This window comes from Agrobacterium sp. 22-3639C2 (assembly GCF_053522105.1).
On sequence record NZ_JBNWDB010000003.1, the window covers coordinates 171,601 to 186,598 of the forward strand.

The following is a 14,998-nucleotide window of genomic DNA, read 5'->3' on the forward strand; positions in this document are numbered from 1 at the left end:
TTTCAACCGTTTGAAAGCACCGTCTAATCCTCGCGACCACAAAAATGACAATCCGCAAAATGGCAAAAACTGCCAATGCGACCTTATGTCCCGGCAAAATCCCCGCAAAAGCGCTTGAACTGGAGTGAATAAGTCAGGGTTGTGCCTGTTTCGGCTTTGCTGTAACGGGGCGGCTGGGAGGAGTGTTTTTAACACAAAACAAGAATCAGGTATGGCCGTGACTCCCATCGATCAAGACAAATCCCAGCTCACTGATCTTTCCTCAGACGCGCTTCCCTCCCATGCGCTTCCAATGAACCGCAGACAGGTTCTCGGCACTGCGCTCGCAGGGCTTGCAGCGACAGCGCTGCCGACATCCTCGCTTCTCGCCAATACGGCTACCAAGAAGGTCGACGTGCTTCTGATCGGTGGCGGCATCATGAGCGCGACGCTCGGCGTGTGGCTGCGTGAACTGGAGCCAACCTGGTCGATGCAGATGCTCGAGCGGCTGGACGGCGTGGCGCTTGAAAGCTCCAACGGCTGGAACAATGCCGGCACCGGCCATTCCGCGCTTGCCGAGCTGAACTACACGCCGGAAGACGACAACGGCAACATCAAGATCAGCCAAGCCGTCAACATCAACGAATCCTTCCAGATTTCCCGGCAGTTCTGGGCATGGCAGGTACGTAACGGCGTTTTGAAGAACCCGCGCTCCTTCATCAACCACACGCCGCATATGAGCTTCGTCTGGGGCGATGAGAACATCGCCTATCTCGAAAAGCGCTACCAGGCGCTGAAGGCAAGCCCGCTTTTTGCCGGCATGGAATATTCCAGCGACCCCGAGCAGCTTAAGAAATGGGTGCCGCTGATGATGGAAGGCCGCGATCCTTCCCAGAAGATCGGTGCGACCTGGTCTCCGCTCGGCACCGACATGGAATTCGGCGAGATCACCCGCCAGTTCGTTTCGCATCTGCAAAGCGACCGGAATTTCGACCTGCAGGTCAACAGCGAGGTTTCCGATATCCAGCGCAATGCCGATGGCAGCTGGCGCGTGACCTATAGCAACCTGAAGACCGATGCTGAGCAGACCGTGGATGCGAAATTCGTGTTCATCGGCGCCGGCGGCGGTGCGCTGCATCTGTTGCAGATGTCCGGTATTCCGGAAGGCGACAATTACGCCGGTTTCCCGGTTGGTGGCTCGTTCCTGATCAACGACAATCCTGACGTGACGATGCAGCATCTGGCCAAGGCCTACGGCAAGGCCTCGGTCGGCTCGCCGCCCATGTCGGTTCCACACCTGGATACCCGCGTGCTTGGTGGCAAGCGCGTCATCCTGTTTGGACCTTTCGCCACCTTCTCCACCAAGTTCCTGAAGGAAGGCTCCTATTTCGATCTCGTCTCCTCCGTCACGACAAGCAATGCCTGGCCGATGGTGCGCGTTGGCATCGATGAATATCCGCTGGTGGAATATCTCGCCGGCCAGCTGATGATGTCGGACGACGACCGCTTTGCCGCGTTGAAGGAATATTTCCCGAACGCGAAACAGGGCGAATGGCGTCTGTGGCAGGCGGGCCAGCGCGTGCAGATCATCAAGCGCGACGAGGAAAAGGGCGGTGTACTCAGGCTCGGCACGGAAATCGTCGCCGCGCAGGATGGCAGCATCGCCGGTCTGCTCGGCGCCTCCCCTGGCGCCTCCACGGCCGCACCGATCATGCTGAGCGTTCTGGAAAAGGTCTTCAAGGACAAGGTGGCAACACCGGAATGGCAGGCCAAGATCCGCCAGATCGTTCCGAGCTACGGCACCAAGCTCAATGACGACCCGGAAAAAGTGCAGCAGGAATGGGCCTATACGGCCGAGCACCTGCAATTGCCGACCCCGCCGCAGATCGATCTTGGCGCGCTGAAGGGCGCGGGAGCGGCACCTGCTGGCGCGCCGGTGAAGAAGGTTCCCGATATCGCGCTTTAAGGTTTAGCCGCGATTTTAAGTTTGGACGCCGCGTGTCTTTGGATGCGCGGCGTTTCTGTTTAAGCAGGCCTTTAACACACACGCGTCATCCTGGCCTCTTCGCGAGGATCCATGGATTTCAACGGCTTGTGGATCCTCGGGTCAAAGCTGATGATGACGGAGGACAGGTTTTCGCGCGTCACAACATCCGGGATCGCAGCGAAATAGCTCGGCTGGTAGATGCACGCCGGCACCTGTGCACGCTGTTCTGATTTTGGAAGTGATGGCTGGGGCGCCAGGATTCGAACCTGGGAATGCCGGTACCAAAAACCGGTGCCTTACCGCTTGGCGACGCCCCAACAGGGCAGCTTGGGCGAAACGCCGCTGCCTGAACCGGGCCTGATTAGCAAAGCCTGCCCGACGCGGCAATGACCTGACGGCTTATTTTTTCACAAAATCCAAGCTTTTTGGATGCCGTGCCTGACATGGCATGTTAGGGCTTGGCGATTGCGCGGCTGAGGCTGCGGCTCTGCGTGGCATGGCATATTTCAGGAGGTCTTGATGGCGGACCCGGCATTCGATCTCGATTTCAGGCCGGCCTATGGCGAGGCGGTTCCCGTTGCCCCGCTCATCCAGCGCATCACCGTCAACAATCCTTCCGCGTTTACCTTCCATGGCACCAACTCCTATATCGTCGGCGACCGGTCCGTTGCCGTCATCGATCCCGGCCCGGAGGATGAGGCGCATTTTCAGGCGCTGATGGCGGCGCTTGATGGCCGCGAGGTCACCCATATCTTCGTCAGCCACACACATCGCGATCACTCGCCGCTTGCGCAGCGGCTGCGGCAGGCGACCGGCGCTATCACAGTTGCGGAAGGCCCGCACCGCGCCGCCCGGCCACTGCATGTGGGTGAGACCAATCCCTTTGCCGAAAGTTCCGATACGGCTTTCGTGCCGGATGTGGCACTTGGCGACGGGCAGAGCCTTTGCGGCGACGGCTGGGCGCTGACGGCGCTGCACACGCCGGGGCACACCGCCAACCACGCCGCTTTCGCACTTGATGGCAGCGGCATCGTCTTTTCCGCCGATCACGTCATGGCCTGGGCCACCACCATCGTCGCACCGCCTGATGGGTCGATGAGCGATTACATGGCCTCGCTGGAGCGCCTGCTCGCCCGCGACGACCGGCTGTTCCTGCCCGGCCATGGCGGCCCGGTCAACGATCCCGCAGCCTTCATGCGCGGGCTTCGCGCCCACCGCCGCATGCGGGAACGGGCAGTTCTGAAGCGCATCCGGGAAGGCGACCGGCGGATCGCCGATATGGTGAAGGTGATCTATGCCAGCACCGACAAACGTCTGCACGGGGCTGCGGCACTTTCCGTACTGGCCCATATCGAAGACCTGATTGAAAAGGGCGAGGTGCGGACCGAGGGTGCGCCTTCGTTGCTGGGGGAATATTTTCCGGCGTGAGGCTGGCGTGTGGGCGCAACGCTCATATCGGCGTCATCATATCCGGTTCAAATATTCAACCACCATCGCATTTTCCCGTCGTTCCGGCATTGAGCCGGAATGACGAAGAAGGAAACTAAGCCTCAATTGTCGTTCAGGCCTTGCATTTCCGCATCCAGCGCATCGAGATAGGCTTCTGCGATTGCTGCTCCCATGCCAAGATCGTGCGGGCCGTAACGGGAGGCAACGCGCACATCGACGATCGTGGTTTCCGCCTCCTCTTTCAGGCGGATGAGGATGTCGAAACGCAGGCCCCAGATGCGCGTGCGCTTTTCGCCCTGCATCAGCACCACGCCGCTGCCGTTAAAGAAGGTGGGCTGCGGTGCCTCGACCGGCCGTGCCATGGGAACCGGCACGATGGAGGGCAGGTCCTCTACCGGCGCTTCCTCGGTGGGCTGCGACTTGTCCTGTTCGGGAACGCCGACGGAGGGCGGCTCCACCGTGCCGATGACGCCTTTGGTATGGGTAATGCGGATGCTCTGGGCGGCGGCCATTTTTTTGGCGGCGGTGTAGATGCGGTCTATCGCACCTTCATAACGGCGTCCGGCAAGGCTCGCATAGGCCACCGCCTGCGCGTCCCGGTCCGCTTTTGCAACAGTGGCCGGTCTTGCCAGCCATTGCTGATTGGCAACGGGCGGCACCAGCCATTCCGGCGCATCGGCAAGATCGGTGGAGATGTCGTAAATCTCTGGCTGCTGCCAGTACAGAACTGCGCCGTAACCGACGACGCCGAGCGGCAGCGCCGACAACAGCAGCGCGGCAAGCGCAGAAAGGCCGCCGCGCGCACCCGTGGTCCATAGCCGTTCAAGACCAACCAACGCCAGAAGCATCGCCACCAAAGCGATTCCAGCGGCTATCATCAGCAGGCCGACGAGATCGGGCGTCGTCAAAGGTCCGAAACGGTGGATGCCAGCGGCGACAAGAAAAAGCGCCAGCGCCGCCATACCGAGATAGCGGGAAAGATAGGCTGCAACTGAAAAAGGCCGGACGAAACGCACAGTCATGGAAGCGGATATCCGTTAGATCGCATTGGCGTAAAAGCGTTGCACCCGAAATCTGGCAAGGGAATCACCTGCATATGATGTCATAGACCGGATTTGCGGTTAGGAAAACAAGGACGGGTCTGATCTGCGGGTAAAGTGCGTAAACCTACCTTTGTCGCGCCGGACTTGATCCGGCATCCAACCACGGCGCGTCTGCATCCTGAAAGAAACCTCCCACGATCAAGGACTTGATCGCAATGGACCCCGGATCTGGTCCGGGGTGACGGAGTGGGACGCAACGGCCTCAGCCTACATCGTTTTGAGCGCGTGAAAGCCCACGGCCACGATAGAGCGGAATATTTTTCCGCATTATCTCCCCTTAAGAGAATAATGCATCGGCAGTGCAACAAATACGCAAGCTCATCCCTTATTTGCTGAGGAAATCGGCGTATTCTTCGTCCCTTCCTTCGAGAATGCGTGTAAAAAGTGCATTATCCTCGTTTTCTTGCATAAAAAAGAGACAAGCCATGTCACAGGCAACGACGCCAGCCCGCTCATCCGGGTCAAAACCCTTTTATCGCAACTTCGGCTTTCAGGTTCTGATCGCCATGGTCATCGGCCTGCTGCTCGGGCTCGTTGCGCGCAATATCGGTCCTGATGCCGCCGGCAGCCCGAACTGGCTTTCCGTGACGTTGCAGACCATCGGCAGCATTTTCGTGCAGCTGTTGCGCGCGCTGGTGCCGCCGCTGATTTTCACAGCCATCGTCGCCTCCATCGCCAATCTCAAGAACCTCTCCAATGCGGCAAAGCTCGTCTGGCAGACGCTTCTGTGGTTCGCCATCACGGCGCTGATCGCCGTGGTCATCGGCATCGTCCTTGGCCTCGTCATTCAGCCGGGCGTGAACACCGCGATTGCCAATACGGCAGCGGCAGCCCCCTCCTCCACCGGTTCCTGGCTCGACTTCCTGAAGGGTCTCGTGCCGGCCAACGTGTTCGGCCTCGAGGCCTCGACCAAGGTCAATAACGGTTCCGCTAGCACCTTGCTGAACTTCAACGTGTTGCAGCTGCTCGTGGTGTCGATTGCCTTTGGTGTCGCGGCGCTGAAAGCGGGCAAGGCGGCGGAGCCGTTCCTTGCCTTCAACCAGTCGCTGCTTGCCATCGTGCGCAAGATCCTGTGGTGGGTCATCCGCCTCACGCCCATTGGCACCATCGGCCTGCTCGGTCGCGCCGTTGACCAATATGGCTGGACGACGCTTTCGCAGCTTGGCTGGTACGCGGCGGCCGTTTATATCGGTCTGGCGCTGGTTCTCTTCGTGGTCTATCCGGCGCTGCTTCTCGCCCATGGCCTGAAGCCATCGCGCTTCTTTGCGGGCGCATGGCCGGCAATCCAACTCGCCTTCGTGTCGCGCTCTTCTATCGGCACCCTGCCCGTCACCGAAACCGTGACGGAAAAAAGCCTCGGCGTGCCACGCGAATATGCCGCCTTCGCCGTGCCGCTCGGCGCCACCACCAAGATGGACGGCTGCGCCGCCATCTATCCGGCGATTTCGGCGATCTTTATCGCCCAGTTCTTCCAGGTGCCGCTCGGCATTCAGGACTATGTGCTGATCGTGTTCGTCTCGGTGCTAGGCTCGGCCGCAACGGCGGGTCTCACGGGTGCCGTGGTGATGCTGACGCTGACGCTCTCGACGCTCGGCCTGCCGCTCGAAGGTGTTGGCCTGCTGCTCGCCATCGACCCGATCCTCGACATGGGCCGCACGGCCGTCAACGTCGCCGGTCAGGCGCTGGTGCCCACCATCGTCGCCAAACGTGAAGGCATTCTGGACGAGGCAGTCTATAACAACGCCAAGGACATCGAGGCGCTCGATGACCACGACGCGGTTCCTGCCTGAACAAAGAACGACTGAAAGTGGTGCCGCCGGGGTGGTACCTTCATATCTCCATGATGGGCGTCGCTATCACTTTAGCGATGCCCACATTGACAATAATCCCAAAAATATTGAAGTATAAATTTGCGAATCATCAATTTTAACTGCAATTACCCTAATATAATTATGGGAAACAAAATTGCACCGAGAAAAAATATGAAAAAATCGTCTATAATTCTCCTGAGTATTTTCTCCTTCATTGCATTCCCTAATTTGACCGCAGCAGCGGGAACAACTGTTGATTCCGTGTCCTATTCGTGCGCCAAGAACGAAGTCCTACGTGTAGTTTACGTCAACGGCGCCGATGGAAAAAGCTTCGCGATCCTGCAGCAGATGGAAGAAATGATACCTATGGCGGAAACAATATCGGCGTCCGGAGCGGTTTATAACGCAATCGACCCGAACTATAGCTACACTTTGCGCACGAAAGGCAGCAACGCCTCGCTTGAAGATAGCAGGGGCACGATACTGGACGGCTGCTCAGAGTAATAATGCAAAACAAGAACGGGTGGCGGCCGCGGACATCCCTGGCGTGAAAAGAAGATTGCGGCATCAGGCAATAGACGATGCAACTTTCCAGTCTTCACCCGCTTTTCCCGATCATGAATCAGGCGTATCAATCGCGGCAATAAAAGTGCCGCCCGGCTGTCATGTTCTAGGGAGAAACAAAATGCGCGTTTCCATCGTCTTAGGTTCGCTCGCCGCTCTACTGGCGCTCACCGCCTGCCAGACGCTGACGCCGGAAGAGCGCCGGGCGCGGGATGAGGCGACATGCCGGGGTTATGGTTTCCGCCCCGGCACCGACCCCATGGCGGGTTGCCTTCTCGATCTGGAAATGGATCGTCGCGCCGACAACCGCGCCTGGCAGGCGCAGATGAACCGCGACATGTTCTATCGTCCGGTGGTGGTGGAGCGGCGGATCATCGTCCAACCAAACCCCTGACCGGAATGAAGGCGACATTGCTGGCGGTTTCACCCTGCCTTGCCCTTGCGGCAAGTGTCGCCTGCGCGGCGGCAAGACGCGCGATGGGCACGCGGAAGGGCGAGCAGGACACGTAGTCGAGATCCGCATCCTCGCAGAAATGGATCGAGGCCGGATCGCCGCCATGTTCGCCGCAGATGCCGAGTTTCAGCTCCGGACGCGTCTGGCGGCCGCGCTCGGCGGCAATGCGGATCAACTCTCCCACACCATCGAAATCGAGCGAGATGAACGGATCGCGTTCAATAATGCCCTTGCGCTGATAGGTATTGATAAAACGTGCCGCGTCATCGCGGGAAATCCCGAAGGTCGTCTGCGTCAGATCGTTGGTGCCGAAGGAGAAGAACTCCGCAGCTTCCGCAATCACATGTGCGCGCAGCGCCGCACGCGGCAATTCGATCATGGTGCCGGTCAGATATTCGAGCGTCATGCCGGTCTCTTCCGCCACCTCGGCGGCCACCGTGTCGATGACAGCCTTGACGTAATCGAGTTCGGACCGGAGGCCGACCAGCGGCACCATGATCTCAGGCACGACAGGTGCACCGGTGATGCGCGCCGCCGCAACCGCAGCCTCAAAAATAGCGCGCGCCTGCATTTCGGCAATTTCGGGATAGGAAATGGCAAGCCGGCAGCCGCGATGGCCGAGCATCGGGTTGAATTCGTGCAGCGCATCCAGCCGCTGGCGGAATACGGTCTGCGGCATGCCCATGGCGGCGGCGACCTCTACGATCTCGCCATCGCTCTTCGGCAGGAATTCGTGCAGCGGCGGATCAAGCAGGCGGATCGTCACCGGCAGGCCGTGCATGATCTGGAAAAGCTCGGTGAAATCCGAACGCTGCATCGGCAAAAGCCGGTCAAGCGCTGCCCGCCTGCCCTTTTCGCTTTCGGCGAGAATCATCTCGCGCATCACATGAATGCGGTCGCCTTCAAAGAACATATGCTCGGTGCGGCAAAGACCTATACCTTCTGCACCGAAAGCACGGGCGGCGCGGGCATCGGCCGGTGTATCGGCGTTGGTGCGCACTGTCATACGGCGCAGATTATCGGCCCATTGCATCAGCTTGCCGAAGTCGCCTGACAGTTCAGGCTGCGTCATCGGCACTTCACCTTTCATCACCCGGCCGGAAGAGCCGTCGATGGTGATGACATCGCCGCGTTTCAGCATGCAACCAACGCCGATCAGCACCTTGTTGCGCATATCGACGCGCATCGAACCCGCACCGGTAACACAGGGAATGCCCATGCCGCGCGCTACCACGGCGGCGTGGCTGGTCATGCCGCCTCGCGTCGTCAGAATGCCTTCGGCGGCATGCATGCCGTGAATATCTTCCGGACTGGTTTCGATGCGGACCAGAATGACGCTTCGGCCTTCGGCTTCCGCAGCGACCGCTTCTTCCGAGGTAAAGACAATCTCGCCGGTTGCCGCACCCGGGGAGGCAGGCAGGCCGGAGCCGATGATGGGCCGGGAAATACCGGGATCGATGGTGGGGTGCAGCAATTGGTCGAGCGATGACGGCTCGATGCGGCAGACGGCTTCTTCCTGCGAAATCAGCCCATCCTCGACCATATCGACGGCGATTTTCATGGCGGCGCGTGTGGTGCGCTTGCCGGAACGGGTCTGGAGCATCCAGAGCTTGCCGCGCTCGATGGTAAATTCCAGATCCTGCATGTCGCGATAGTGGGTCTCCAGCCGCTTGCAGATCACCATGAACTCGGCGAAAGCCTCCGGCATCAGCTTTTCCATGGAGGGTTTGTCGGAACCCGACGCCAGCCTCGCAGCCTCGGTGATGGATTGCGGCGTGCGGATGCCCGCCACCACATCTTCACCCTGGGCATTGACGAGGAACTCACCGTAAAGCTCCGCCTCTCCGGTGGAGGGATTGCGGGTGAAGGCAACGCCGGTTGCCGATGACGAGCCGAGATTGCCAAAGACCATGGCCTGGACGTTGACCGCCGTGCCCCAGTCGCCGGGAATATTGTGCAGGTGTCGATAGGTCACGGCGCGATGGTTCGTCCAGCTGGCAAAGACTGCACCGATCGCGCCCCAGAGCTGAACATGGCAATCCTGCGGGAAAGCCTCTCCCAACTCGTCCTCGATCAGTTGCTTGTAAAGCGCAACGACATGCTGCCACTCGACCGCCGACATATCGGTATCGTATTCATGGCCGAGCCGGCCTTTCTCGTCTTCGAGAATTTCCTCGAACAGCTCATGGTCGAGACCCATGACGACATCGGCATACATCTGGATGAAGCGGCGATAGCTGTCCCAGGCGAAACGGGCGTCGCCCGCATCGTGGCCCAGCGCCTGCACCGTGCGGTCGTTGAGGCCGAGATTGAGCACCGTGTCCATCATACCCGGCATGGAGGCACGCGCGCCTGATCGAACCGACAACAGCAGCGGCGTCTGGCTGCCGCCGAATGTCTTGCCGGTCACGGCTTCCATGCCGTGAAGGCCGGCCATGACCTGCAGCTTCAGCTCTTCGGGGAGATCGCGGCCGTTCTTGTGATAAAGGGCGCAGGCATCGGTTATGATGGTGAGGCCGGGGGGAACGGGAAGGCCGAGACTTGCCATTTCGGCAAGGTTTGCACCCTTGCCGCCCAATATAGCAACGTCACCTGCCCGGCCTTCGGCAGCACCGTTGCCGAAGGTATAAACCCACTTTTTCATTCCACGCTCTCCACCCAGAAGCGTTGTCATTTTTCTATCATCTACAGCATTGGCAGCATGTTGGAAACGCCACAACGTCCAGTTTACATCGCAGTGCAGCATAATTGCGGCGAATTGCGCGCCAGAATTGCCGCAAAAGCAAAATAACAGCGTTACTGACGCATTCGTGTAGTGCGCAGAAACGGAGTGTTCCCTAAGCCATCCACATCGCCCAAAAAGAGATTATTCATGCAATTTACTCGCCGCCACACGTTGAAATTTGCCGGAATTTCTTGCGCCGCCACCGCCCTTGCCGGTGCTCTTAGAGCAGAAGGCGCCCCACCCGCAGCAAGTGCAGGCATCGCCCTTCCCTTTGCGCTGACCACGCCGATGCATGTCAGTCAGGCGGCGCTTCGGGTGCGCGATCTCGATCAGATGATCGATTATTACCGTTCCGTGCTCGGGTTGAATGAGGTTGCGCGCAACGCACGGGGCGTGACGCTCGGCGCCGGCACCGTTCCCCTGCTTGATCTCGTTCACAAGCCAACGGCGGATTATGAAAGCCCCACCTCAGCCGGCCTGTTCCACATCGCCTATCTGATGCCCACCCGCAAGGATCTGGCGCGGTGGCTGGTACATGCGGCGTTAAGGCAGGTGCCGCTCACAGGCTTTGCCGACCATAATGTCAGTGAAGCGGTCTATCTCAACGATCCCGAAGGCAACGGCATCGAGGTTTACAGCGACCGGCCGAAGGACACATGGGTCTGGAGCGGCAGCGTGGTTAAAATGGGGACCGAACCGCTCGACGTCGATGATCTCGTAACGCTGACCGACACCAAAAAGAGCGATTACGAGGCCGCACCTTCCGGAATGCGCATCGGGCATATTCACCTTCGGGTCGGCGAGATTGCCACCGCACGCGCTTTTTACGAGGAAGCCGTTGGTCTCAAACCGACGCAGGATGCCCGTTCGGATGCCTCCTTCCTGTCATCGGGTGGATATCACCACCATCTGGCCGTCAACACATGGAACAGCCGGGGGGCGAAAGAGCGCAACGCCACCGAAACCGGCCTCGACTGGTTCTCTCTTGCCATCAAAAATCCCACGGACCTTGAAGCGCAGAAAACGCGGCTGCGGGCGGCCGGTTATGTGCTGGTGGAGATGGAAAACAAGGTTGTGGAAGCGATTGATCCGTGGGGCACGCGGCTGCGGTTGGTGCCGGTGTAAGAGGGCGGCAAGTCGGCTGGTCTCCTGTGACTGGTTGAGGAACGACGGACGCTAGGCACAAGACCAAAAAAAAGCCTTGCGAGGCCACGGCAGCGACCTCGCAAGGCTTTCCATCCGGTACAGGAAACCGGATGGGGGGTCTGAAAAGAGCCCAAATTCCTTTCAAAAAGACATAGCAAAATGCCGCGCATTGTCGCCCACCCGAATGGGTGATGCGGCCAGATAAATTCGCGATGGACAAGGCTTAAGGGGCAGACCCGGAACGGGAAACTCAGACGGCTTCGCGCAGTTGCTCGGCAGTCTGCAAATCCACGGAAACCAGTTGCGACACGCCCTGTTCGGCCATGGTGACGCCGAAGAGGCGGTTCATGCGCGCCATGGTGATGGGATTGTGGGTGATGATGACGAAACGCGTTTCGGTGGAGGCAACCATTTCGTCCATCAGATTGCAGTAACGCTCGACATTATGGTCGTCGAGCGGCGCGTCCACCTCGTCCAGCACGCAGATCGGTGCGGGATTGGTGAGGAAGACCGCAAAGATCAGCGCCATGGCCGTCAGCGCCTGTTCACCGCCGGAAAGCAGCGTCATGGTCTGCGGCTTCTTGCCCGGAGGACGGGCGAGAATTTCCAGGCCGGCTTCCAGCGGATCGTCGGATTCGATCAGCTGCAATTCCGCCGTGCCGCCACCAAACAGATGGGTGAAAAGCCGCTGGAACTGCGAATTGACCACATCGAAGGCCGCAATCAACCGTTCACGGCCTTCGCGGTTGAGGTTCTGGATACCGGCGCGCAGCTTGCGCACCGCGTCGATGATATCGTCGCGTTCCTTGATGAGGGCCGCGAGCTTGGCGGAAAGCTCCGCCTGCTCTTCCTCGGCACGCAGGTTGACGGCGCCCAGCCTCTCACGCTCGATCTTCAGCCGGTCGAGATCGCGCTCGACATCGCGAATATCTGGTTTCGGCTGGTCGGGACCAAGGCCGGTCAGGCGCAGCGCCATATGCGGCTCGGTATTTAGCGTTTCGCGGATGCGATGTTCGGTTTCCTGCCGCTTCTCGCGGGCGGAAACAAGCCGCTCTTCGGCGCGGCCGCGCTTCTCCCGGGCTTCTGCCAGTTCGGAAAGGGCGGTGGTGGCAACGCGGTCGGCGGCGCGTTGCAGGTTTTCCGCCTCCGCCAGCCGGTCCGCGGCCAAGCGGCGGGCGTCTTCGGTTTTCTGAAGCTCGGTCAGGAGGTTGCGGCGTTTCTCGTCGAACTCTTCCGGCGCAATGTCCAGTTCGGCGATTTCCTCGCGCGCCTCTTCCTCACGCTCACGCAGGGTGGCGATGTGATCGGCGGCACTGGCGGCCCGCGATGCCCAGGTGGAGCGCTCCTGCGCGATTGCCTGAAGCCGGCGCTGGCGGCTTTCCGCCTCGCGGCTCACCCCCTCGTGGCGGGCGCGCGCTTCTGCCAGCAGGCCACGGTCTGTGGCGACTTCCAGCTGGCTTTCACGCAGGCGCAGATCAAGAGCGGAAAGATCCGGTGCATCTTCCATTTCGATGCGGGCGTTTTCTTCCTGAACGACAATCTCGTCGATCTGCGCGCCGATCTGGTTCAGCGCTTCCGAGACGATATCCCGGCGGCGCAGAAGATCGCCCGAGGCGCGTTCGGCTGATGTTAGCGCCTCTCGTGCCTCGGCAAGATGACGCGTCACCAGCCGGCTTCTGTCGCGCACTTCCGAAAGCCGCAACTCGGCGCTTTTGATGTCGTCGGTCCTGATGGAGAGCTGTTCTTCGGCCTCCTCCAGACTGAAACGGGCCTCTTCCAGTTCCGTCTCGATTTCGGCAAGCCGGTTCTTTTGTGCCAGACGAAGGGCGGCGGCTCCCGGCGCATCAGCGCTGGCGATGTGGCCATCCCAGCGAAACAGCGCGCCCTCGCGCGTCACCAGCCGCTGACCGGCCTTCAGCGACGGCATCAGGCGCAAGGCTTCCGCAGTGTCGGCTGCAACGCCGATCTGGGCGAGACCGCGCCTTAATGCGTCCGGCGCCTGCGCATAGTTCAGAAGCGGCTTGACGCCCTGCGGCAAAGCAGGATCGCCCGCACCATCGCCATTGCCGGCCCAATAGGCGGGAGCAGCGGGATCAAGGGCACTTTCGAGGTCGTCGCCAAGGGCTGCACCAAGCGCTGCCTCAAAACCACGTTCCACCGTCATTTCTTCCGCCACCGGCGTGAAGCTGCCGTTGGCGGCAGCACTGGCCGCCAGGATTTTGGTGATGGTGCGCGCTTCCGTATCCAGAGCGTTCAGCCGGTTTCTCGCCGTTTCCAGCGGGCCGCGCGCCAGCGCTTCGGCGGACCGCGCCTCGGCAACGGCGGCTTCGGCTTCCTCCGCCACGATCAGAGCGTCTTCCACCGCGATCTCGGCTGCCTCGACTGCCTCGCGGCGCTCCGAAGGATCGGGAAGGCCGGAGAGTTTTTCATCGACGGCATCGATCTCGGAGGATGCCTCCTGCGACTGGCGTTCCAGCCGGAGTTTACGATCGGAAAGCTCGCGGATCGCCCGTTCCAGCTGCTGGCGCCCGGCGGCGGCCTCGGCGCGCTCGGCGGTGATGGCAGTGAAAACGGTTTCGCTTTCAGTCAGTTTAGCGGCAGCTGCCTCAAAGGCTTCGCGCATCTCTTCGGCATGACGACCGGAATCGGCGAGAATTTCGAGAAGGTCTGCCTCTTCCTCATCGAGCCGCGCAAGGATCTGGGCGTTATCAGAGACAAGCCGTTCTTCGCGAACGATGTCTTCGCCAAGCTGCGATAGACGGCGCGCCAGCTCATCACGGCGGCGCAGCAGGCGGTTAGCCTCGTCATCCAGCTGGGTGCGGGCAATCTGCAGACGTTGCAGGGCGGCAGCGACACGCGCTTCATCCTCGCGCAGTTCCGGCAGCTTCAGGCTGGCAATGCCCTGCTGTTTGGCCGCCTCCATCTGCGCCTGCGCCTTTTCGGCAACGATGTTCGTGGCCTGATTAAGCGCGCTTTCCGCTTCGCCTTCGGCCTCCTTGGCTTCTACCCAGCGGATATGCAGCAGGGTCGCCTCGCGGGCGCGGATATCCGCCGACAGCATCTTGAAACGGTTGGCCTGCCGCGCCTGGCGTTTCAGGCTTTCGATCTGGCTTTCAAGCTGGGCGGTCACATCCTCCAGCCGCTCCAGATTGGTCTCCGCAGCGCGCAGGCGAAGCTCCGCTTCATGGCGGCGGGAATGCAGGCCGGAAATGCCGGCCGCCTCTTCCAGAAGCTGGCGGCGGGCCTGCGGCTTGGCATTGATGAGTTCACCGATACGCCCCTGCCCCACCATCGAGGGCGAACGCGCGCCGGTGGAGGCATCGGCAAACAGAAGCTGCACATCCTTGGCGCGCGCTTCCTTGCCGTTGATGCGATAGACCGAGCCGTTTTCGCGCTCGATGCGGCGCGTCACCTGAATTTCATCGGCATCGTTGAAGGCGGCGGGCGCGGTGCGATCGGAATTGTCGAGATAAAGGCCGACCTCCGCGGTGTTGCGGGCCGGGCGATTGCCGGAACCGGAGAAGATGACGTCATCCATGCCGGATGCGCGCATGTTCTTGTAGGAGTTTTCGCCCATCACCCAGCGAAGCGCTTCGACCAGATTGGACTTGCCGCAACCATTGGGACCGACGACACCGGTCAGACCCGGCTCGATGATGAATTCCGAGGGTTCAACGAAGGATTTGAAACCGACGACGCGGAGCTTGTTGAACTTCATGCCGCTCCGCTCCGCCTGAAATAACGGCAATAAAAAACGGGCGAACGGAAATATCCGCCGCC

Annotated in this window: 9 protein-coding genes and 1 tRNA gene; 6 read left to right on the top strand and 4 right to left on the bottom strand. The window is 60.4% G+C overall.

Annotated elements, in window-relative coordinates:
* Positions 1–211 precede the first annotated feature (211 nt).
* Positions 212–1,945 carry a malate dehydrogenase (quinone) gene (gene mqo, locus ACQZ6D_RS13845; protein ID WP_065702713.1) on the top strand — a complete coding sequence of 578 codons (1,734 nt, stop codon included), beginning with the start codon at positions 212–214 and terminating at the stop codon, positions 1,943–1,945.
* 263 nt (positions 1,946–2,208) lie between these two features.
* Here mqo and ACQZ6D_RS13850 read toward each other — a convergent pair.
* Positions 2,209–2,283, bottom strand: a tRNA-Gln gene (locus tag ACQZ6D_RS13850).
* 202 nt (positions 2,284–2,485) lie between these two features.
* On the opposite strand from ACQZ6D_RS13850, the gene ACQZ6D_RS13855 reads away from it, so the two are divergent.
* A complete protein-coding gene (locus tag ACQZ6D_RS13855) occupies positions 2,486–3,394 on the top strand; it encodes an MBL fold metallo-hydrolase (RefSeq protein WP_065702714.1) in 909 nt (302 codons plus the stop codon).
* A gap of 122 nt (positions 3,395–3,516) precedes the next feature.
* On the opposite strand, the gene ACQZ6D_RS13860 is transcribed toward ACQZ6D_RS13855, so the two are convergent.
* Positions 3,517–4,437 carry a DUF1499 domain-containing protein gene (locus tag ACQZ6D_RS13860; RefSeq protein ID WP_065702716.1) on the bottom strand — a complete coding sequence of 307 codons (921 nt, stop codon included), beginning with the start codon at positions 4,435–4,437 and terminating at the stop codon, positions 3,517–3,519.
* A 506-nt stretch (positions 4,438–4,943) separates the two neighbouring features.
* Between ACQZ6D_RS13860 and ACQZ6D_RS13865 the strand changes: the two genes are divergently transcribed.
* The 3 genes from ACQZ6D_RS13865 (at position 4,944) to ACQZ6D_RS13875 (ending at position 7,287) form a co-directional block, all read left to right on the top strand.
* Complete coding sequence (locus tag ACQZ6D_RS13865) at positions 4,944–6,308, top strand: dicarboxylate/amino acid:cation symporter (protein WP_065702719.1); 1,365 nt, start codon at positions 4,944–4,946, stop codon at positions 6,306–6,308.
* Between the two features lie 192 nt (positions 6,309–6,500).
* A complete protein-coding gene (locus ACQZ6D_RS13870) occupies positions 6,501–6,833 on the top strand; it encodes an MliC family protein (protein ID WP_041694318.1) in 333 nt (110 codons plus the stop codon).
* Between the two features lie 181 nt (positions 6,834–7,014).
* Complete coding sequence (locus tag ACQZ6D_RS13875; RefSeq protein WP_003511845.1) at positions 7,015–7,287, top strand: hypothetical protein; 273 nt, start codon at positions 7,015–7,017, stop codon at positions 7,285–7,287.
* Here the strand turns inward: ACQZ6D_RS13875 and ppdK are convergent.
* Positions 7,265–9,991 carry a pyruvate, phosphate dikinase gene (gene ppdK / locus ACQZ6D_RS13880; protein WP_003511838.1) on the bottom strand — a complete coding sequence of 909 codons (2,727 nt, stop codon included), beginning with the start codon at positions 9,989–9,991 and terminating at the stop codon, positions 7,265–7,267. The genes ACQZ6D_RS13875 and ppdK overlap by 23 nt on opposite strands.
* A gap of 228 nt (positions 9,992–10,219) precedes the next feature.
* Here ppdK and ACQZ6D_RS13885 point away from each other — a divergent pair, with 228 nt between their 5' ends.
* The gene (locus tag ACQZ6D_RS13885; RefSeq protein ID WP_112178772.1) at positions 10,220–11,197 is read left to right on the top strand and encodes a VOC family protein; all 978 of its coding nucleotides are present in this window, start codon (positions 10,220–10,222) and stop codon (positions 11,195–11,197) included.
* A 271-nt stretch (positions 11,198–11,468) separates the two neighbouring features.
* Here ACQZ6D_RS13885 and ACQZ6D_RS13890 read toward each other — a convergent pair whose 3' ends face one another.
* Entirely contained in the window at positions 11,469–14,936 is a 3,468-nt protein-coding gene (locus tag ACQZ6D_RS13890) for a chromosome segregation SMC family protein (RefSeq protein ID WP_003511835.1), read from the bottom strand.
* Positions 14,937–14,998 lie beyond the last annotated feature (62 nt).

Bases quoted from the DNA above. Each gene is read 5' to 3' on its own strand.
- mqo (WP_065702713.1), top strand. From the start codon at position 212: ATGGCCGTGACTCCCATCGATCAAGACAAATCCCAGCTCACTGATCTT.
- ACQZ6D_RS13855 (WP_065702714.1), top strand. From the start codon at position 2,486: ATGGCGGACCCGGCATTCGATCTCGATTTCAGGCCGGCCTATGGCGAG.
- ACQZ6D_RS13860 (WP_065702716.1), bottom strand. From the start codon at position 4,437: ATGACTGTGCGTTTCGTCCGGCCTTTTTCAGTTGCAGCCTATCTTTCC.
- ACQZ6D_RS13865 (WP_065702719.1), top strand. From the start codon at position 4,944: ATGTCACAGGCAACGACGCCAGCCCGCTCATCCGGGTCAAAACCCTTT.
- ACQZ6D_RS13870 (WP_041694318.1), top strand. From the start codon at position 6,501: ATGAAAAAATCGTCTATAATTCTCCTGAGTATTTTCTCCTTCATTGCA.
- ACQZ6D_RS13875 (WP_003511845.1), top strand. From the start codon at position 7,015: ATGCGCGTTTCCATCGTCTTAGGTTCGCTCGCCGCTCTACTGGCGCTC.
- ppdK (WP_003511838.1), bottom strand. From the start codon at position 9,991: ATGAAAAAGTGGGTTTATACCTTCGGCAACGGTGCTGCCGAAGGCCGG.
- ACQZ6D_RS13885 (WP_112178772.1), top strand. From the start codon at position 10,220: ATGCAATTTACTCGCCGCCACACGTTGAAATTTGCCGGAATTTCTTGC.
- ACQZ6D_RS13890 (WP_003511835.1), bottom strand. From the start codon at position 14,936: ATGAAGTTCAACAAGCTCCGCGTCGTCGGTTTCAAATCCTTCGTTGAA.